The organism is Bradyrhizobium sp. URHC0002, assembly GCF_054059515.1.
This window is the reverse complement of the sequence record NZ_JBSSCF010000001.1, coordinates 2,040,544-2,060,395: the sequence shown is the minus strand read 5'-3', so window position 1 is coordinate 2,060,395 and position 19,852 is coordinate 2,040,544. Positions and strand designations below refer to the sequence as shown.

Genomic DNA, 19,852 nt, shown 5'->3' with positions numbered 1-19,852 from the left:
CATCCGAGTCAGTTCGAAAAAAGAAAAGGCCCCGCCGCGAATGGGCAGGGCCTCTTGGTTGTTGCGATCTCAGTCCTTGGGTCAGGTGTACTCGCTGCTGGTATCGTGAGTTCGCCAGTTCATTTCTTCGTTGATGCGACGTTGAACCAGCACTGCCAGACTTTCCGGATCATGGCTTCCGCCGTTGATATTGATGCTGACGGGACCACCGCCACCGCTGCCTTGCAAACCGAGTGACGCGTCACCACGGATTGGAGAGGGCACGTTCTGGACGGTATCAGCCGGTGAAGGGACGTTGCTGACAACGGGCGCATTGCCCGACGACCCCACGTTCCTTTGCTGCCATTCTCTGTAAGCCCGAGAGGCCGCGTGTCCCCGAAGCCCATTCCACTTGCCCGCACCCCAATCGTTGAACCGTTCGCGGTTGATGCTGACGCCCGTTCCACCGGACACGTAGTTCGGATCACCCGCGCTACCCTGATCCGTATGACCCTTGATCTGATTGCTGCCAGCTAGGGCTTCATCAATCTGCCGCATGCGAGCAGCCATCTTGGCCGGGTTGCGTCTCAACTCGCGTAGTCTAGCGATATCCTGACCCCTGCGAACCGGACCATAGAAACTACGGTTACGGTTGTTCAGTCCGAGTCCGCTTTGGACCGTGGTGCCATTCATGTCCGATCGATTGAAGAGCGACTCTGCAACCGCTGTTCCTGCACCTGGATTTTCCAGATCGATGACAGCGGCCAGTTGTTCCTTCAGTTCTGGATTTTCATCCAGTTCCTTTTTGAGCCGAGCACGGCGGGCAGCAAGGAAGGCGTTGCCCGAAAGCCCGGAGCCGGTAGCGTCCGCCACTGAACCGCCGCGACCATTGAACGATGGAACGTTTTTCGGATCGACAATTCCACCGGCTCCCGGAAAGGTCGGAATGCGGTCCCGTCGAATGATGCCGTTGCCGCCCAAGCGATTGAGACCCGGCAGAGCCGTGCCCGGTGTGTTGGTGATGATGGCGGGAACGCCGCCGATGAATTTGCGACCACCACCGCTGTCGCTGATGCCTCTGCCTGATCCGCCACCGAGTGCGGCGTATTGAACGCCACCACCATTGCCGCCTGACATGAAGGCCGCGCGTTCGATCTTGCCGGCGAACTTGTTGAAGTTCTCGGACAGGTCGGAGTTGCGTCGCCGGCCAGAGAAGTCTGTAGATCCGGTGTAGTTGGTCGGAGTGAACATCGGATCAGCGCCCGATGGCGTGCTGTAGTTACGGAGTCGTTTCCGCGTTGCGATACGATCCTGCCAATCCGAATACGACTCGCGCCTGCCGGTCTTGGGGTCCTTCCTGCGGATTTTGTCATCTGCGACACCAACATCCTGATTTCTGGCAGCGAACATGCTGAGAAGTGCAACAGCGGCCGGCATGCCACCGATTAAGCCGAGCGTAATGCCAAGACCATTTAGGCCAACGGTGAGCGCGGCCAGAACGGATATGGTTGGCGCCAGTACCGCGAGAGCGACGGCTAGGCCGCTCAACTGCGCAACGAGGTTGCCCATCTCCTGCGCGTTCGCTGGATTTTTCCCGGCGAGGAAACCGAGTGCAGAGAACGCTGTTTTCAATCCGCTGGCAAAGTCGCGGATGCCTTCAGCGAAGCCCTTACCGAAATCCCGCCACTTCGCGATGGTGCCGGCGTCGAAATTGTCGGCAAGCGACTTGACCGCCTCGCTCCAATCTTTCAACCCGAAGCCTTCGCGTAGGCCATCGATTAGCGCGTCAACGTGATCCTTGATCGTGTCGAAATTGAACCGGCCTGCGATGTTGATAAAGGCGTCGGAGACCTGATCGAAAATCTTCTCAAATCCACCGCCGGCCTTTTCCCAAACGAGACCGAACGCCGCGACGATAGACGCCCAGCGGCCTTGCATGGACCGAATTTTCTGAAGGGCAGTTTTGTCCAGGAATCCCGGCCTGTTTTCGATATCCTTCAGGACATCCTTCAGCTTGTCGCGGCCGAGAACCAAGGTCAGAAGTTCGTCCATCCATTCGCGACCGCCGATCTGCTTCGCGACTTTCGTCCGCAGCTTCTCAGGCATCTTGGCGAGATTGTCTAGGATCTGTTGAATGGCTTCCATCGGCCGCTCGCGCATCGCTTTCGCCATGGCACTGCGGCCACCAAAGCCAAGGGCATTCGCGGCAGACGAAAGGTCACTCCCCTGCCTGCCAGTGGCGGAATCCGCACCAGCAATTTGACTGGTCAGGAAGCTTGCGAACGTGCCCATCTTGAAGGGCTGGACGCCAAGCGAAATGCCGGTGGAGTCGAGCGCCGCGAGCTGTTCCGGAGTCATCTTGGTTGTTACGAGCGCCGACAGACTGCGCCGCATCGCTTCGATGATTTCGTTTCCATCCGCTGCGGTGGCGTTGTTAGCGACCGCAACCGAGTTCAGGATTTTGCTGAAGCGGTCTTTGCTCCACGGCATCTGGGTCGAGAGGCGGCCCAACAGCTTGCCAACCTCTTGCGGGTTAACGTCGAGACCGGCCTGAGCCTTCAATGCGAGATCAGAGAACTCGCCAGCGAATTGCTTGGCGATACCGGCCTTCAATCCTTCCACCGCCGTATCGATGACCTTGCTGGTGCCGACGCCATATTTGATACCGGCACGGTCAGCAAAGTCCTTGCGGAGTGCTCCAACCTCAGCCTTGGACAGTTCTCCGAACATCGATGCCCTAACTTCGGACGCCTGCACTTCGATCCGCTTCCGAATGGCGCTGGCAACGCCGGCACCTGCAACAGCACCGCCGATCACCATTGAGCGGACACTCGGCGCAGGAATCCGGCCGCTACCTGATCGGCCTGCACCGGACGCCCGGCGTTCGGTGACCATCTGGCGTTCAAGGCGACGCTGATATTGAGATTCCATGCGCTCAAGAGAAGCGTACATCCTGCGGCTTTCGCTGAGCCGGTGTTCCGTCGCCCGTCGCCAGTCGTCGGCGTAACTGCGGGCGGCCGATTTGCTGGTATTGGCAAGGCCTTGCATCTGGTTTGCCGCATTCTGAGCCGTGCGGCTAAATCCGCTCATCGACTCCATGCCGGTCCTGCCGACGTTGCCAAACGATGCGCCAAAGCTTTTGGAGACCGCCTTCAGTTTTTCGATATCGGCGATAACGCGACGGATTGCCGGGCTCGCTTCATTGCTCGCGCTGATCTTTGCGCGGACGCTCAAGTTATTGTCGGACATGATTTCCATGTGTTGTTGGCACGCTGCGACAGCGCGCGGTGGATTGCGGATGGCCGGGGAATGGGCCGGCGGTAAATCGTCTTTTGGAAATTGCGCTGAGAAAACGGATCTGAATGTGCCGCCCGATCTTTCGAGGGGTGGGGGTCGGAAAGCGGGGGCGGGTACTTCCGCGAGGCCGGGGGTCGGAAATGAAAATAGATGGGGCGGTAAAAAGACTCGGGGTGGCTACAACACGCCACGGTTGTGTCTATAAAAAACTCGCCTTTCCCTCTCCCCTCGATTTCACGGGGGAAATCTTTCTCCCTGCCTGACGTGCGCTGGCGTGGCCCGGGAGTGAGAGCGCAGCGACGGAAGCGTGAGGACTGCGGGGACGAATGCCCTGAGGTAGCGGAACGCTGGAAGCGAACCGGATGATAGGGGTCCGGCGATGGCGACCGGCTCAGACAGAGCGAAGGCGAGGCCAAGCCCTATACAGAAACCCCATCCTGCGACCACTCGAAATTCTACAACGATTCCAATGGCTCGATTTTCACCGGATGCTTATACGAAAAACAGTTGATTTCTGTATAGATATGATCAATGGTTGCACCTGTCTCAAGCAGGGGTTCCATAATGAAACGCGTTGCTCTCTACCTCAGGGTCTCCACCGACAAGCAGACGACCGCCAACCAGCGCCGAGAACTTGAGGCCGTTGCTGGTCGGTTGGGCTGGAACGTTGTGGCGACGTTCGAAGATGCTGGAATCAGTGGAGCAAAGGGACGTGACAAGCGGCCCGGCCTTGATGCCATGCTAAACGGCGTGAACCGCAAAGACTTCGATATGGTAGCGGCATGGTCGGTGGATCGTATCGGCCGGTCACTGACAGACCTGTTAGCCGTCCTCCAGTCGCTACATGAACGCGGCGTCGATTTGTACTTGCATCAGCAAGGTCTCGATACATCCACCACGGCCGGCAAAGCTATGTTCCAGATGCTGGGAGTGTTCGCCGAGTTTGAGCGCGGCATCATCCGCGAGCGCGTCAACGCTGGCTTAGCGAGGGCCAGGGAGAAAAACGTGAAGCTTGGCCGTCCCTCGGTTGGTGCGGACATGGAAAATCGTATCCGCGACCTGCGAGCAACCGGCATGGGCATTCTCAAGATCGCCAGCGCTGTTGGCGTGGGGACTGGAACGGTGCAGCGCGTCGTGAACGCCAACGCCTAGTTAGGGCCGGTCACTGCAGGCTGACGCAATAGTCGCTGGAACTGACGAACGATCCAGGCGGACACGATCGACCGGGAAGTCTGGCAAATGCCCTGGGCGAGTCGGAATGAAGTGCGATGCAGCAGGATCCTGACGACAGATACCCGACCGGACACGTTTGCCCGGTCTTGACGATCTGATCGCGGCCATTGATCGGCTGGCAGTAACGGCCAGGGCCGGCGAGGGCCGGAGAAGCGACGACAAGAGCCACCAATCCGAGCAGAATCACGAGTCTCATCATCGTCTCTCCGCTCCTCGGGATAGGGACGGCGGCCCCCGGGAGTGAAAAGCCGCTACGGCCGCCCAAAACTAACCGGTTGCCGTCACGCTGCCAACGTCGCCGCTTCCAGGGCTTTTAGATCCTGAGCAATCGAAACCTGTTGCTCAAGCGCGGCAGTGAATTCAGCTTCCAGCGCTGCCACGTCAACGGCCTCAAGCTTTGCCTTGGCTTCATTGACTCGCTGGTCGGCATCGCCTTGCCGTCTGCGGAGATCGAACAACTGGAGGGCAACGCCGCGAGCGGCACGAACGCCCTCCCCAACCGAATACTGTTCCGCTTTCAGTCTTGCTGCGCTTTGGCGAGCGATAATTCCAGGTCTCATTTCCAATTCCTTTCACGTTCGGCCAAGTGCTGGGCCGTGGTTCCTGTGGCTTTCGAGCGGACGGCCAGCCAATCACTGGGTAACGCTCGCTGGCGGCGGTTGGCTGCGATTTCCGCCTTCATGTCGCGCGTCAGGTTTCCGGTCGATCTGGCGGCCGGCGATTTGGCGTCGAGGGCTTGAAAGGCTTCCGGCATCTGGCCATGCAGACTGCGAACGAAATCGCCTGCGCTGATGCTGCCGAGGCCGGGAATCGAGATCAGTCCATCGCTGGTCATGACGCTGCCGGCGAGATCGATGGCCGCTTTCCGCATGGCATCCGCATTTGGCTGAATGTCTAGCCGGTTCGCTTCGGACAGGATCAGGGTTTCGAGGTGGTCGGTCATCACGCGGCCTCACGTCGGAGTTGACCGATCAGAGCGCGGCGCATCCAGCTTGATCGGTTTGGCGAACTGGGATCGTCGATAGCTGCGGCTTGGTCGATCCGGTCAAGCAGGATTCTCGGAACCAGCAGCGTTAGGTGCGTCATAGGACTGGCGATCAATTCGTCAGTGTTGAAGGCTTGTTTCATGAGGGGCTTTCCACATATGAGAAAACCCGCTGCGCCATTTTCAGGCGGTCAGCGGGTCTGGCCGGGTGAGACTGAGTGAGAAATGAGACAGGCCCCACATGGGGGCCTGTATGGATGACATCTGCTGCCATTCTGAGCTATTCCTTATACGAGTCCCCCTCATTTGTCAATTGTAGCTTGGGGTACTTTGGTCCTCCAATGGAAATAGGAAATGCCCCTTTTACAGCGATGCGCAGATGGGCAAGCGGCAGCCCCCACTTCCTGCATGAGAAATGACGACCATCATACCTTATGACGACTATCATGCCATCTTTGGTTTCCTGTGTGGCGTGGCGGCAACGAGCAAAACGTCTCTAGGAGCGCTTCTATGCGTCCGAGGTTGGAGAGCTACCACCCTAGCGGGGCACTCAAAATAGCGAATGCTAGGCGCTGAGACCCCCCTGTTTCTGCCGTGCAAATTTCGTTCTACGGCCGATGGTGGACAGATTCTTCCTACGGTCCTGCGACAGCGGCGTCACCTTCCTCAAGAGGAGCGCATTGCGAAGGTCCGTGGCCTGAGCCGGTGACAGCGGCCGGTCAATCCTAAATACGCCTTCCTCATCTCCATCCTGCGTCACGGCGAGATACGCAAACCGGCGTTTGGCATTGCTCCATCCCCGGACGGAGGCCCAGGCGAGGTAGACGTAGAAGCTGGCCCCGTCACTCGATACGTGGCCGGCTGGTCCGGAGAGGATCCAGTCGCCGCATGCGTCACGCCGCAGAGTTGATTGCGAGACGCTGATGGTACGAGCGAATGTCGCGAGGCGCTCCCGGTCTGCCCGCTGATACTCGGCGGCAGGTGTGCGGCGGCGGCTGGTGGTCTTGGTGGTACGGGTGGTGGTGGTCGTGGTCATGTAACGCTTTCGGCCGGCGGCGCTCTAAGGGCGCAGCACCGGAATGATGGTGGTGGATGGACAGGGGGAGTGACCGGCGGCTTGGGGTCTGCCACCGGCCACAGGATCCTTCCGCCGCCACCTGAAGGCTTGATCGGCGGGCGTGAGATGGGGCTGGCGGCTAGATCGCCATGTTCCTCATCATCTTGGGTTTCGCCGGCTTGTGGGGTTTGAACGAGGCCGCGTCGTTCCACATTTCTTCCCGGATGAAGTTCGCCGGTTTCTTGATGAACTGGTCTTCCTTTCCCTTGACCGTGCGAGCGTATGCTTTCATCCCGCCGAGGATATCGTCAAACGAGACCTGACCTTTCTTCCTGATCTTATCGAGCAGCCTGTAGGTCGCGGGCCTCCCTTCCTGCTTGGGGCAGGCTTCCCAGAACGTGTCCATCCAATCGTTCGGCCAGCCAGCGACACGTCGTCCCTGAGCGTCTTGACCGGCCCGGGCTTCATCACCACCACCGTCAACATCACCATGAACCGGTCCCTCCCAACGCGGAGCGGAGAAGTCTGCTTGGGTTTGTTCGTTTCTATCTGTTCTATTAGTTCTGTTCTCTTCCTCGGGTTTATAACCCTGTGTGACCGGGTTAATAACCCCGTCAGACCGGGTTGTGGACCCTTTATGACGGGGCTGTGAACCCTGCCTCTCACCCTGACCGGGTTGTGAACCCTGTCTCATATCGTTGTCGTTATCCGACCGGATATCCGCAAAGGGGTCAGCGTCCTCTTCAATTTTTCCGATCTGCCGGAGTCGTTCATATTCATCACGGAACCACGGCATGATCGGGCGGCAGCGATAAGTAGACGATTTCTTGCTTCCCTTGCTGGCCGGATTGCGGACGACGTTGAATGCGCCGACCTTCTCAATCTCATTGAAGCCGGGGGAGATTGATTTGGTGGAAGCCGGGCTATAGCCGCTCTCTTCCGCTACAATTGGAATTGATGGCCATGAGTAGCCGCGCTTGCTGTTGTAGTGTGCGAGGGCATTGAGAGCGACCAGTTTGCCAGGAAGACTCAGCTTGTCCGTGAGTGCGACCACGACGAAGGCGCGCTTCTCATCGAGGAGATCGAGTTGATACTTAGACTTGTTTTTTGAGGCATTTTGTGCCATAGAGATGGTGCTTTCTGAATTGCTTCAAAGCCCCTTGGCGCGCGAACGCCTTGGGGCTTTTCCTTGATGCGTTGTGCGGTGGCTAGTTCGCTACGGCTTGAAGCCGTTGCAGATGCGCGGTCACCATCTGCCGCATGAATTGCGACCGGGAGAGACGCAATCCGATACGCGCCCGATCCAGCGCGGCGAGCTGGTTAGCCGGCAGGTGGAACCCGATGTAGCTGCGAGCGCTGTCGGGGTTGAAAAACATTCCCATAGTTGTTCCTTCCAATAACAAAAAAGCCGCAGCGGGATTGCTGCGGCTTAGGGCAGACGACAAAAGCCCCACCTCGGGCGGGGCCTTTTTTCTAATAATTAGCGATGTAAAGACATATATAGTGCATCGGCCGATAAATTTCAAATTTTGAACTGTCCCAACAGCAGGACCTTGATGCTACGCTTCGAGGTCAAGGACCGAGCGATGAAGGCGGTCTAATTTCTGGCGCGATGTCGTGTGACGAGCGTCGGACATATTGCTGGGCCGGCCTAGAGTTGTGTGCTCAGTTTCTCGGCCTGACCGTCACCTTACCGAACCCGGATAGGCGCTTCGCGATCTCGCCTTTGTCGTCCATCGCGACCGGCGGAAGCTTCCTTTCGGAGCGCTGCTGCTTCGGCGGAACACGGGGCTTAGTTTGCGGCCTGTTCGACTTACCGCTCCCGAGGTCATTGAACATCAACGCAAGCAGGAAGCGCACTAGGCGTGGTGTCCACGGCGCGTCATTCGCCGTACGGTGGCCGTCGGCGTTCAGGCGACGTGCGACGTCCCAGGGCTTGCGCGTGTGCTCGCGGGCGTAGGCCCGGATGATCGGCTCCAATTTTCCGAACAGCTTTCCCAGGTCGACTTTGTCCGAATTGAAGTGGATCATCTCGGCCTCGGTCATCGGGCCTCGCGAGTCCTCGATTAGCCTTTTGGCTCCCGCTGGGATGAGGCGAGGTTGTCTGAGCTGCAACGCGCCCGGCGGCTGCTTCGGCGCCCTCGCGTCTTCAGCCAGCGAGTCAGGCATCGTCACCGTTCCGCCAATCCGGAAGAAGATCGGCCTCAGCGCCTCCTTGTGTACGAAAGAAATCTCGTCCCCTCTCATGTTGATGAAGTCGCCCGCATCGAAGATCGGTAGTTCGGAGCGGCAAGCAAATGTCGTGGTTTCTCCGTCCCTAGAGTCGAGATACTCCGCCGTGACGGCGTTCTCATCCCCGATGCGGTCCACCGAGAGTACGACGAGCACCGTCCATTCGTCGGGGGCTCGACGGCCAAAAACCTTGTTGTCAAACAGGCCGACGATGTTGGCCGCCGAAATCAACTCCTGTACGACTCCGCGGGTGCGCCGCTGCGGTGATTGATCCTTGGGTACGTAACTCCTCGGGATGTCTGTGCAGGGATGTTTGCGCCAAGGCGGCCCCAGATGATCGAAAAACACGCGGCTGCCGTGTTCGTTTGCGTAAAAAAACACGCTGGCATTACATTCGGGACAACGCGCGTTCGGATTGACGTAACAGGCAGCTATCGACCTGGCCGACTCCCGTTTCAGGAGATTTTTGGCGTCGCGCCGGTGCATGTCGGAAACCAGCCGCGCGCGGTCGGAATACGACAGGCGACCATAATTTACGCACCATCCGCAGGTGCAGTCCGCGTAGTGGTTGTACCCGGGCACAGAGAGTCTCCGGCCGGTCTGTAATCGAACCGGCGTTGAACAACTTTAATCGATGATCTCGACGTACCCGATCAGCTCAGCCGAATAGCTACCGTTCCCATTGGCGGAACCCTTATGCTTTAACTCTCGCTGCAGGGTCGGCTCGACGGCGCGTGCAAACAGGTCGAACCGCTGCTCTGGTCGCAAGATTGGCTCAGCCGGCTGGGCCTGAAAGTATTTTTCGCACAGCCTTTCGACCGCCGGGACACGGGTTCCGTCCTGCTTAACCGCAATGGGTTGCACCATCACACGGCGCTCGCCATTACCGGTGGATATCTCAACCATCCAGAGTGACAGTGCGACTGGTTCTTCAATCTCAGCCGATACCGCAATCCCCAAACTCTCCGGCGGTAAATTGCGCCAGCGTCCCAGCTCTTCCTGCACCAATGGGTGATCTAAACCCATCAGTTGCAGTCCGTCCTGCTTCGTCGCAGTTTCGCGGTTTAAAGTGAAGCGGGCGCGGCTTGTGCCTTCCGCCGTGACGAGGTCGTAGGTCGCGTCGTCTACCTTGACCAGCCTCTGCTGGAGATCCGCGACCGCAGCCGAGAGGAAACGTACCAGCCGATCCAGACCGGAAGAGACGTCAGCGAAGGGCTTGTAATCGTCCAGGCTGAAGCCGTCGAGGTCTTGGAACAAATCGAACACCACTTGTCGTGCTTCGCGGGAATTCGACAGCGCTGCTTCCAGCTCTACCTGCGTGCGCTTCAGCTCGGGATCGGAAAGCGCCTCCTGATACAGACGGTCATAGTTCAACCGCTCGGACAACTGCCCGAGAATCTGCGAGCGCAAGTCTTCCGCCACGTTCCCTTGTTCATCGACCTTGCCGACCGTGCGTGCAATCTCGGTTAGTTTCTCGTCCAACAGCAGGAAGATACGTCCCTCGATGGTATCCGAGAGCACGAGGTTATAGACCTGCGCCGTGTCGCGTTGGCCGTAGCGATGGATACGTCCGATGCGCTGCTCCATATCCATCGGATTCCACGGCAGGTCGAAATTGAACAGGATACGTGCGAACTGTAAATTGATGCCCTCGCGCCCTGCCGCCGTGCAAACCAGTACACGCGGACCATCCTTTTGACGGAAACGGCGTTCCGCCGCTGCCTTGGCTCCGTGATCGCCACCGCGCAACACTACCACTCCCTGACCGGGGAACGTCTGTTCGATCTCGCGGGCGATCATGTCGACGGTGCCGAGATAGGTTGCAAAGATTACGATCTTCTCGTGCGGATTCTGTCGCCATAGCGTGCCCAACCCATCAATCAATTTCTGCATCTTGGTTTCGCTCTGCGGCGGGAACAAGCGCAGCAAGTCACCGATGCGCAAGCGCTCTTCAGGCAGATGCAGGTTCACCGCTGCTGAGGCGGCTTCTTCGGCGTGCATAGCCGAAAACTCGCTTCCGTAGGGATCGGAAGCCATCTCCAGTGTGTCTTCGTCCAGCTTCTTGACTAGCCGGTATTTTAGATCGGCCAACACGCGATCCACCTCGATGCGCCCCACGTTGTCGCGCGGGAGACCGAATTCCTCATGGATCAGCTCGCGCGCCTCCTCGGTCAGGCGCTCGCGATCCTCGATGTTCAGTTCCTTGTCGCGCAACAGCGCCTCGTGAAGCGTCAGCATCAGCAGGCGGCGTCTGAGCGTGCGACGCACGGCAGCAAAGCTCGATGCTGCGATCTTCTGGAAGATCGCCATCAAGAACCCTAGCGCACGCCCTTGGTTGCCTTGCCGGCGCGCAAGGTCGAAGCCGTCCTCCAGGTACTCTCGCAGCTTGCCGTAGAACAGCCGCTCCTCATGCGACATCACGAACGACTCGGTGTGAACCCAGCGACGTGCGAACAGCGGAGAACCGTCAGGCTGGCAGGCATCGGCCTTGGTGCGCCGAAACATAACCGTGTTGAGCCGGTGGCGATTTTCCACCATTTCCTCAGGACCACGAAATAGAGTCGGGTTCAGCAGTTGCACCAGCATCCAGAACTGGAAGTGGTTGCCTTGGTGTGGCGTGGCAGAAAGCAGCAGGAGATCACGTGAATGATCCTTCAATGCCTCGGCGAGCTTATAGTTCTCAGTCTTGCGAACCTTTCCGCCAGTGCGGTGCGCGGTCACGTGATGCGCTTCGTCGAACACCACTAGATCCCAACGTGGTGCATCCAATAGGCGCTTGATGCGTGCCGGACGTTTCAACGTATCGATGCTGGCGATCAATCGGTCGTGCTTGGCGAAGGCATTGGTTTTGCGATCCGTGATATCGCCCTCAGAGCCGAACACCTCAAAATCAAGATTAAAAACCTCGTTCAATTCGCGGTGCCAGTTGTTCACGAGGCCTGCGGGTACAACCATCAGCGCGCGGTTCAGTTCGCCCCGGCTCGCCAGCTCGCGCAGGATCAGCGCTGTTTCGATGGTCTTTCCTAAGCCCACCTCGTCGGCGATCAGATATCGCCGCGGCGACGCGGTGGCCACCCGATGCGTCAGCACCACCTGATGCGGCAACAAATCAATTTTAGCCGAGGTCAGCGCCGAGGCGCTTTCCATCAAAGGCAGCGCGTGCGCCTCATAGGACAGCCAAGCATTGCGCCCCCGCTCCATGCCCCCGTCAACTGCGCGGAGTATTCGTTCGGTGCGCGTGAGTTCGCGCCGCACCGAACCCACGGGGACTCGACGCTCGCCAATGCCAAAGAAAGCTCGCAGGTAGCCATCGCGTGCCGGGTCGAGTACGACACCTTGACCGTACTCGTGATGGGTGATGCGTTCACCGGGTTGGAACTGAACGTCTGCCGTCACGCGCCGCCTTTAAGTAATCCGCAGATGGAACAAACCGGTGGGCTTGCCACCGTGGTGCAAGAGGATTTCCTGCGGGTACTCGTTGGCCTCGCCCCACAGGATGCGGCCGAAGTCGAGCTGATAGCCGTGAGGCGTGTGGCATAGCCAACTCACGGCGTCGGTGGATGCTTGAACTTTGATGCGATTGTGGCCGGTAGGCAACCAAAACACCAGCGCTGCGTCGCCTTCGTACTCATCTTGAAATGACAGGACAGCCGGCTTGATCGCATCGCCCAGCCACGACTCTGCATCCGTAGGTGTCAGCAGGTCGAGGCTGCCGTCTAGTCCGGCTACAACAAGGGTCTTACGCCCGTTGCTCGGCAGGTCATCCGGCCAGCTTCGCGGCACACCCGGTGCGCCCGCCACGCGCAGAAACTGACGCAAGCTCCAGACCTCGTTTGCCGCGCAGATTTGGTTGCGTGCTTCTTCGTCCCACACCCAACTCGTTCCCCGCCGCTGCCAAACGGTGTCCAGTAGTTGCCTCATAACTCGTATTCCTCGAACAAGGAGCCCTGCCTAGGTCGGACCTCCTGACTGACCTGCCACGAGTTGTAGATGGACACCGCGCGGGAGGCTGCGTTGCGAGTCGATTGATCCGATCCGCTGCGGATAAACCAGTCGAGCAACGGCTTGAGCGCAATGTGGGGCCTGAAATTTTCGTTCTTCAGGGTGTCCGAAGCATTAATCCCGCTGCTTTCGAAGCACGCCCCAATCAGCACGAGCGCCTGATCAAGATCGAAGATCAAGCGGCGGCGATGTTTGCCCGACCATTCGCGCGCGAACTCTAGCGGGTTCGTGCGGGTGAAGATCTTATTCTTCTCTACGCACCAACCGCGCTGCACAAAATCGTCCGGCGTGATGATCGAGCCTTTGAGAAATTTCTGCAACTGATCGCGCTTCAGTTCGCTCGCATTGCTGAAGGTACGTAAGAACTGACGTGAGATCGGCTCGGCATCGACTGGCGCGGGCTCCTTGCCCTTGTCAGCGTCCTCATCGATGAGCTGGTTGATGCCGATCAGGGCATCCCTAACCGAGATCGGCCGGCCTTCATCCACGTACACCTTGCCGTAGTGGCGCGAGAAGTATTCTAATGCTTTGCCACGCCTGATGACTTGGAGGTCTGCAGCCGGCAGGCCTTCCTTAGCGTGGTTTTCCAACAGGGCCTGCAACTGGCGCACATCGGCCGTCACTTCGCGGCGCATCCGGCCCCAGCTCACGGGCTTGGGTTCCTCGGTACGCTTGCGACAGACGTGGAGGATGTCGTATTCGATCATTTGCGAGCCGAACGTTCCTGGCTTTGCCCCCTCACCTTTGGTCTCGTCGGAGCGGATGGGGTACGTTGCTTCAAGGTAGTAGCCCGCATCGAATAGCGACTCCAGTACTGCCACCCACGGTTCGTCTTCGCTGTGGTGGAAGGTGAAGGCGAGAATGCCGCCGGGCTTGAGCACGCGATGCGCTTCACGCCAGCATTCGGTGAGCAGGCGCTGATAGAAGCCGTCCGGGTCTTCCGGTTCGCGCGCACGATTGGCAACAGCTTCGAGCAGCTTGGGCGTGTGCTCGGCAAGGAAGCAGTCGGGATATTTAGCCTTCAGGGCGAGGCGCAGCCAGACGTAGAAGAAGTCGGACAGTTCCGAATAGTGCAAGAGTCCACCGAATGGTGGATCGGTGATGACGAGATCGAGGCTGGCCGTCGTAATGTAATTTAGATCGGTGGACGAACAACAATGTATCTGTGTGCCCAAGAGGGCATCTCCAGGAAAGACCTTCTCACTGGTTGACTTGTCAGAACCATCACTGCGAATGTTGGAAACATTCTGCGGGCTGACGAGGTCATACGGGTTCTGTCCCCATGCAAGGCCTTCCACGACCCCATCAGAACAAGAAGACCATCGTCCACTTCCCATAATCCCGAAACACGAACCTTCAACTATGTTGGTCTTTGGATGATAATTGTTGTTGCTCATGTGGGGCACCAACTTGTCGTAATTGACGTCCCAGAAACAGAACATATTTTGATAGCGAGCACTCTGTTGGAACGCGGACAGCAGCGCCTCTCTTGTGCTCCATGAATAATCACCGATGGTCAGGATTCCTTTCAGCAACTGAGCCAATGCAAGCAGCTGCCGTGGATTAAACATCGTCCACCAATGTGTATATCCGTGATTGGGAATACCTCCATTATTCATATGCGTCATGAATCCGAACGGCACCTCAGAGCGAGGCCAGTAGTCCTTCAGGTCCGTGTCCTTGCGACTCTCCCATTCCGCGAACGCGGCGTCGTACTGTCGCGCATGCGCCGCATCGTAGGGTGCGAAGAAGCGACCGTTATAGGGCTTGCCTACTTCGTCGCGCTTTGGCGCATAGCCATGGACCGCATAGGCAGCCATTGGCCCCGTCTTGCCTGTGGCCCTGACGGTGGTGAGCACGTCCTGTACCGTGCCACAGGCCGCGCAGGTGTAGTGCGATTTCTTAGGTACCGTTCCGGTCCTAGACTTGAAAGTTATGTTCGTTTCCGGACAGGTCACTTCATCCGGCAGCGCACCGCGTACTTCCAGCAGTCGAATATTCGTCGCGCGCGCCTGATCCCATCGCGCGGTAGTTGCCACAGAGTCCTGCGCCGAGCCGCCGAAGGGCTGGCCGTTCATATCCTGCTTGGGTGAGCCCGCCAGCCATTGCGGATGCACCAGCAGGGTCAGTTCCACTTTCTTATTCTTGCCCTTGCCCAGGTTCACCAAGGCAATATGTTGGCAATGCGGGCAGCTCACGCCCTTTTTCCGGTCGAGTAAGGAGTACGGGTATTCGGTCGGCGCGACATAGAGTGGCGCGTCAGGAGCCATGCGCGCGGCTTCTTCCTCGACGTGGAATGCCCTGTGGCACTTGTCGCAAGTACGTTCCCAATGCTTCACGGTGAGCGTCTTCACCGCCATCACGGGGCTGGTCATGATCGGCGTGCGGTGGCCGCAGCCCGTCACCTGACACGGGCCATGCTTGGCCCGGAAGGTGTAGATGATTTCCGGGCCTTCGTACTGGTAGTCCTTGCGTTCTTCACGCGGGATGGAGAGCGGATCGAAGTCGGCGGCCATCACCTTCTTCGTCGGCAGATGCGTCCACGTGCCCTTCTCGCCGTTCGGCCCGTCGCAAAAGTAGAACGGCGTGATCTGCGGCTTGACCTCGGCTTTGATGTCCGCGAGAAGTTTCTTAAGTTCCTCTAGATCGACGTTGGCCAGTTCCTGCTTGGTTACAAACCACGCTACCGGGTTGAGGTCGTTGCCGACCATCTGCATCCCGAGGCGCGACCCTTCTACAATCGTCGTGCCGCCGCCCATGAATATGTCCCCAACCTTCAGGTGCCTGAAGGCACCTTTCTTCTGGTGATTGGCGTAATAGTTGTCCCAGACTAGCTTTGCAGCGTGCGATGAATCTTCCGGCGCTTTGGTGGCCGCCGCGATCAGCATCGAGCGGAACACGCTCGAACGCCGCCGTGCCCACCATTTGGACATGTGGTAGATGGGCTTGCCCGCATTGCCTTCGATCACCGCCACTTGATTGACCGGCAGAATGGGGAAATCGACTTCAAGACAAGTCTTGGGGCGCTTCGGGTCGTTGAAATCGACGGTTTCGAGCGCGACGGTTTTGCCCGCGCCAACGGCCTTGGCGACCTCTTGTGCGAGTAGTTCTTTCTTGGTGGCCACACTGTTTCCTTACTTGGTCACTTCGACGAAGGGCGACAGCACTTCCAGCAGCGACAAGCCGCCGTGCGTGAGCGTCGGGTAGCCGCCCTGGCTGCGCCATTTCCTGCGGCCCAGGGCCAACAGGTGCGCGCCGTGTGGACTATTTACTTGCAGTGCCACGGGCGGAACAAAGGGGCCGGTATCACTCATACCCGGCTTGTTGCGACCGCTGGAAAACCTCTGTTTGAGGAACTGGCCAACCTCGCTATCCGCATCAGGAAAGTAGCCAGTAGCCGCGTAACCGTGGTCGGAGGTGATGACTAAGCGCCGACCGGTGGCGAGACGTTCAAGGAAGGCCCAGAAATCGTCGCTGGACAGTTGCTCGGCCACGTCCTTCGTCAGCGGCTCCAGCCCCTGACCTGCGCCAGAACCGTCATGCAGCTTGGCATCGGGCCAGTGGTGCCAGAAGATTTGGTTCTGCGTGCTGCCGACCAGGGGTTCGCAATCCTTCCAGGGTAAATCCACTGATTCGGTCCAGGCAGGTTGCAGCTTGTGAACAAGGCCGCCGCCGTTGTTCTGCAGCTTGCTGCGACTGGCGAAGCCGAGCGCGCGAGCGAATTCATTGGTTTCGCCTGGCAGTTCGGAAGCATTGACGCTGATCTCGTGCAGGGTAAAGCCGCGTTCCTTCGCGCCCTGCAACAGCCAGGGCAGTTCGCGCAAGGAGAGTCCGTCGAGGATCAGCACCGCCTTTGACTTGAACGGTTCGGCCCACCATCGCACCAGACGATCCGAGGTACGCTCGACGCTGCCGCCAAAGGCTTGCCACAAATCCCATCCACACGACGACAGGAACAGATCAAGTTCGCCGATCTCCCGATCCCGCTTGACGACTTCGCTTGGCGCGCTGCCTGCCGCCAACGGTTTAGAAGCGATCTCGACTGTGTGGTTGATAATGACACGCCAAGCGTCGTCGCTTGAGCCTTGCGTCATAGCGTGTAGCGCACTGACGGTCGCAGTCATCAGTCGTCCTCCTTCTCAAGATTCAGCTCGAAGGTCATGCCTTCGGGCAACTTCTTGAGGAGGTCCTTGAGCTGCGCGCCGGTGGCGCTTGGCACCTTGATCGACACCTCGGCAACTTTGGTGGCCGGGCCGATGCCCCAGCCTTCGATCCTGCCAATCAAATTGAGCGGCGACGTGGCCGGGTTCGACAGTGGGATGCGCGGCTTGGCGGTCGTAGTGTCAGCGCCGAAGATGCCGGTGGGACTGGAGGATGACGGAATGCCAGCGGTGTTGTCGCCTCCGGGCGCTGGCGGCGCGGCTGGCGTTGCGCCATTGCCACCGAACAGCCCACCACCAGGCGGCGATGGTGTCTGCGGCGTGGAGCCCCCGGTGGCCGGCACCGCGGAGGGCAGCATCACAAACACGTCGTCGAGATGGCGGCCCGTGTGGGAAAGCTTGGGTCGCAGACGCCGCCACGCTGTTTCCTCATCCTCACCCGGATGGATCTGCAGATACTCCATGCCGCGCACGTTAATGGAAACCTTGCCCTTCGCGCACAAGCGCAGCAGGCGTTCTTTCATCGTCGTTTCGCCGAGCCACGGAATGCAATCCTGCCCGGTTGGGCGGGGCTCTTGCAGCTCACGCAGCAGCTTGCCGACCGATTCGTTATTGTTGGCACATTCGAGCACCAGTTCTTCGAAGTCCTCCGGCACGAACAGATCGCTGGTCAGCGCCTCTTCGATGGCCTCGGGAATCTGCGAACCCTGTTTGTCCAGACGCTCGACGCTAAATTTGCACTGCGCGGGATCGGCAAAGTTCCAGCGATACAACACGGCGAAGCGATCGAACCGCTTCTTCAGGTTGTCACGCAAGGCGCTCTCGAATTCCTTGTGAAGCTTTTTGTATTCTGGGCTCTGTCCACTCCATTCCAGTGCCTTCATCTCGGCACGGGCGAGGATTAGGAGGTCACGATCAAGAAACGCGTTCGTTGTGCCATTGCGCGGCAGCAGGAAGCGCACGGTATTACGGCGCTTCTGCAATCGGTCCTTGAGCCAGCGGCCCAACGTTAGGTCCAGCCTATCTGGCTCCTCTGGCAGCACGAGGATGGGCAGACGGTCGTCCCACTTGTCGGGCTGCTCGGTCTCGTCGAGCGATGTCCACGGATCGCTAACCCAAGATTTCGGCAATGCGATTACGCGGAAGGTCTTGGCGACCTCGTCGCTGCCGCCAATGACGTAGCGCACTTGCTTAGCGAGCTGGGCTTGATCGGAGCCATCAGCAAACAGTTTGTCATTACGCGCGTAGGCCATCAGCTTAGCGCGCGGGTTTTCTTCCTCACGGAAGAGCAACTTGGTGCCATCTGGATGGATATTGAAGCTGTTGTCGACAATCGTCGCCAGCTCGACTTGGAAGGCATTGTCATCCACAGGTTTGTCGCGGGTAATGTCCAGTTGCAACGTGGCCGGTTCGGCTCCGGCGAGGTTGCCGATAGCAATCGAGCGCAGCCACAACGCGCTAACGATCTCTTGTAGGTGCGGCGCAATGCTGGCGTAATCGTGTCGCGCCTCCTGCACCGAGATGATGTTCTGCTGCGCCTTTTCGCGAAGCGTGCGGTGGTGCTGGTTGGCCACGGCTTCCAGCAACGCGCCGATACCCGAGGAGTCGTCGTCTAGCCGGAAGTCTGCGGCGGTAAGCACAGGCACGGCCTCACCACGGCTCTTATAAAGGTTGGCGAGAATGCGGATCAGGTCGCGCGTTTCCTGCGCGTCGGTGGCAATCAGCACCTGTTCCTCAAGCAGGCGCAGCAGGTGTGGCGCGTAGGGCCATGATTCGGCAAATTCCCGGCGTTTGCGCTCCTGCTCAGCAGGAGGCACGGCAAGCAGGCGGAAGGATTCAGCGGCGTGCTGCGCGACTAGCGATTCGATGGTGCCGTTGGCGATCTGCAAGCGGTTGTCAAACAGACGGTGGAGCAACATCCGGCGGCGATCTTGCTGGATGCGCTCAGCGCTCCCGCCCGCCTTGAAGTCGATGGCAATCGGGTTGACGCGATGCACTTGCTGGTAAGCGTCGCTACCGCCGTTGCGCACTGAAATTACCAGCACCAGCAGATCGGGGCGCTCCTTGGCGATTTCCGAAAGAATCTGAATGAAGTTGAAAGCCCAGTTCTTCCACGGATACTGTTTTGTGTTTGTGAGGCCGTCGTACCACGTCTGGAATTCGTCCAGCAGCAGCATCGTCGGCTTATTCTCTAACAGCTCGATGATCAGTTTGTCGGACGGGATTTCGGTCTTGGAGACGGCTTGGCCTTCCCACTTACCCTTGATGAAGGTGCCGTGTGGATGGTTGTCGAACAGCACATCCCACAGGAACTTATAGCGATGGCGGTGTAGGCTCTCGCCGATGACATGCATCCCATCGCGTAGGGCAATCTTGCCGATGTTAGGTTCGGACAACGTGGTCGCCCACGCATTGAGCCACGCCCCCGTCGATGCCGGGTCGGTCACCGCGTGGTATAGCGCAGCCAGCAAGTGTGATTTGCCAAGGCCGCGTTCACCGATCACAACCACTGGGCGCCCCTGGTTGGGACCGACGGCTTCAACGCCTTTCAACACGTCGTGTGTGGGATAGGTAATCTCCAAGAACTGCTTGGCTGCAATCTGCGTCGCGCCGGTCTGTTGGTCGTTGGAGAGTTCAATCGCCGTGCCTTTGAGACGCCTGCCCCGGAATTCTTCTCGTAGAGTCAGTCCAAGCATTAGATAAGCTTCCCCCATGCGAATTTCTTTTGTGATGTAGGAACCAGAGTCGGATCAACGGCACGCATCGGAGAGTTACGGCCCTCATCCAGTCAATGCAACCATTTCGATAAAGTATTACCCAGTACAATTAGACAATCGACGAGGATGATACCGCTGCCCAATCAGAGAAAGGTCGGGCTCCTCGTGGAGCCTTAGACTGGCCGGCAAG

14 protein-coding genes are annotated in these 19,852 nt (G+C 58.7%); 1 reads left to right on the top strand and 13 read right to left on the bottom strand.

The genetic code is table 11. From position 1 onward, the window contains the following. Positions 1–81 precede the first annotated feature (81 nt). Positions 82–3,228 carry a phage tail tape measure protein gene (locus ACVWVY_RS09740; protein ID WP_456626175.1) on the bottom strand — a complete coding sequence of 1,049 codons (3,147 nt, stop codon included), beginning with the start codon at positions 3,226–3,228 and terminating at the stop codon, positions 82–84. A gap of 612 nt (positions 3,229–3,840) precedes the next feature. Between ACVWVY_RS09740 and ACVWVY_RS09735 the strand changes: the two genes are divergently transcribed. Beyond that, positions 3,841–4,428 (top strand): recombinase family protein, encoded by a 588-nt coding sequence (locus tag ACVWVY_RS09735; RefSeq protein ID WP_456626174.1) that lies wholly within the window; start codon positions 3,841–3,843, stop codon positions 4,426–4,428. A 362-nt stretch (positions 4,429–4,790) separates the two neighbouring features. On the opposite strand, the gene ACVWVY_RS09730 is transcribed toward ACVWVY_RS09735, so the two are convergent. The 12 genes from ACVWVY_RS09730 to ACVWVY_RS09675 all read right to left on the bottom strand — a co-directional run bounded on the left by ACVWVY_RS09730 (position 4,791) and on the right by ACVWVY_RS09675 (position 19,659). Beyond that, complete coding sequence (locus ACVWVY_RS09730; protein WP_456626173.1) at positions 4,791–5,069, bottom strand: hypothetical protein; 279 nt, start codon at positions 5,067–5,069, stop codon at positions 4,791–4,793. Beyond that, positions 5,066–5,452, bottom strand: coding sequence for a hypothetical protein (locus ACVWVY_RS09725; protein ID WP_456626172.1), 387 nt, complete (start codon positions 5,450–5,452; stop codon positions 5,066–5,068). Before ACVWVY_RS09725 ends, ACVWVY_RS09730 begins: the two co-directional genes overlap by 4 nt. Next, positions 5,452–5,637: a hypothetical protein gene (locus tag ACVWVY_RS09720; RefSeq protein WP_456626171.1), complete on the bottom strand. Its 186-nt coding sequence runs from the start codon at positions 5,635–5,637 to the stop codon at positions 5,452–5,454. Before ACVWVY_RS09720 ends, ACVWVY_RS09725 begins: the two co-directional genes overlap by 1 nt. Before the next feature lie 422 nt (positions 5,638–6,059). Then, positions 6,060–6,530, bottom strand: a complete 471-nt coding sequence (locus ACVWVY_RS09715; RefSeq protein WP_456626170.1) for a hypothetical protein — start codon at positions 6,528–6,530, stop codon at positions 6,060–6,062. Between the two features lie 160 nt (positions 6,531–6,690). Beyond that, positions 6,691–7,677 (bottom strand): hypothetical protein, encoded by a 987-nt coding sequence (locus ACVWVY_RS09710; RefSeq protein ID WP_456626169.1) that lies wholly within the window; start codon positions 7,675–7,677, stop codon positions 6,691–6,693. 82 nt (positions 7,678–7,759) lie between these two features. Further along, the gene (locus tag ACVWVY_RS09705; RefSeq protein ID WP_456626168.1) at positions 7,760–7,927 is read right to left on the bottom strand and encodes a ribbon-helix-helix domain-containing protein; all 168 of its coding nucleotides are present in this window, start codon (positions 7,925–7,927) and stop codon (positions 7,760–7,762) included. Between the two features lie 289 nt (positions 7,928–8,216). Continuing rightward, on the bottom strand, positions 8,217–9,365 hold the full coding sequence (locus ACVWVY_RS09700) for a hypothetical protein (RefSeq protein ID WP_456626167.1): 1,149 nt from the start codon (positions 9,363–9,365) through the stop codon (positions 8,217–8,219). Positions 9,366–9,410: 45 nt separating this feature from the next. After that, on the bottom strand, positions 9,411–12,179 hold the full coding sequence (locus ACVWVY_RS09695; RefSeq protein WP_456626166.1) for a DEAD/DEAH box helicase: 2,769 nt from the start codon (positions 12,177–12,179) through the stop codon (positions 9,411–9,413). A 9-nt stretch (positions 12,180–12,188) separates the two neighbouring features. Then, on the bottom strand, positions 12,189–12,656 hold the full coding sequence (locus ACVWVY_RS09690; protein WP_456626165.1) for a hypothetical protein: 468 nt from the start codon (positions 12,654–12,656) through the stop codon (positions 12,189–12,191). A 44-nt stretch (positions 12,657–12,700) separates the two neighbouring features. Continuing rightward, complete coding sequence (locus ACVWVY_RS09685; protein ID WP_456626164.1) at positions 12,701–15,910, bottom strand: DUF1156 domain-containing protein; 3,210 nt, start codon at positions 15,908–15,910, stop codon at positions 12,701–12,703. 9 nt (positions 15,911–15,919) lie between these two features. Then, positions 15,920–16,909 carry a hypothetical protein gene (locus ACVWVY_RS09680; RefSeq protein ID WP_456626163.1) on the bottom strand — a complete coding sequence of 330 codons (990 nt, stop codon included), beginning with the start codon at positions 16,907–16,909 and terminating at the stop codon, positions 15,920–15,922. Then, positions 16,909–19,659, bottom strand: a complete 2,751-nt coding sequence (locus tag ACVWVY_RS09675; RefSeq protein ID WP_456626162.1) for a DUF499 domain-containing protein — start codon at positions 19,657–19,659, stop codon at positions 16,909–16,911. The genes ACVWVY_RS09680 and ACVWVY_RS09675 overlap by 1 nt, the downstream gene beginning before the upstream one ends. Between the last annotated feature and the right edge of the window lie 193 nt (positions 19,660–19,852).

Bases quoted from the DNA above. Each gene is read 5' to 3' on its own strand.
- ACVWVY_RS09740 (WP_456626175.1), bottom strand. From the start codon at position 3,228: ATGTCCGACAATAACTTGAGCGTCCGCGCAAAGATCAGCGCGAGCAAT.
- ACVWVY_RS09735 (WP_456626174.1), top strand. From the start codon at position 3,841: ATGAAACGCGTTGCTCTCTACCTCAGGGTCTCCACCGACAAGCAGACG.
- ACVWVY_RS09730 (WP_456626173.1), bottom strand. From the start codon at position 5,069: ATGAGACCTGGAATTATCGCTCGCCAAAGCGCAGCAAGACTGAAAGCG.
- ACVWVY_RS09725 (WP_456626172.1), bottom strand. From the start codon at position 5,452: ATGACCGACCACCTCGAAACCCTGATCCTGTCCGAAGCGAACCGGCTA.
- ACVWVY_RS09720 (WP_456626171.1), bottom strand. From the start codon at position 5,637: ATGAAACAAGCCTTCAACACTGACGAATTGATCGCCAGTCCTATGACG.
- ACVWVY_RS09715 (WP_456626170.1), bottom strand. From the start codon at position 6,530: ATGACCACGACCACCACCACCCGTACCACCAAGACCACCAGCCGCCGC.
- ACVWVY_RS09710 (WP_456626169.1), bottom strand. From the start codon at position 7,677: ATGGCACAAAATGCCTCAAAAAACAAGTCTAAGTATCAACTCGATCTC.
- ACVWVY_RS09705 (WP_456626168.1), bottom strand. From the start codon at position 7,927: ATGTTTTTCAACCCCGACAGCGCTCGCAGCTACATCGGGTTCCACCTG.
- ACVWVY_RS09680 (WP_456626163.1), bottom strand. From the start codon at position 16,909: ATGACTGCGACCGTCAGTGCGCTACACGCTATGACGCAAGGCTCAAGC.
- ACVWVY_RS09675 (WP_456626162.1), bottom strand. From the start codon at position 19,659: ATGGGGGAAGCTTATCTAATGCTTGGACTGACTCTACGAGAAGAATTC.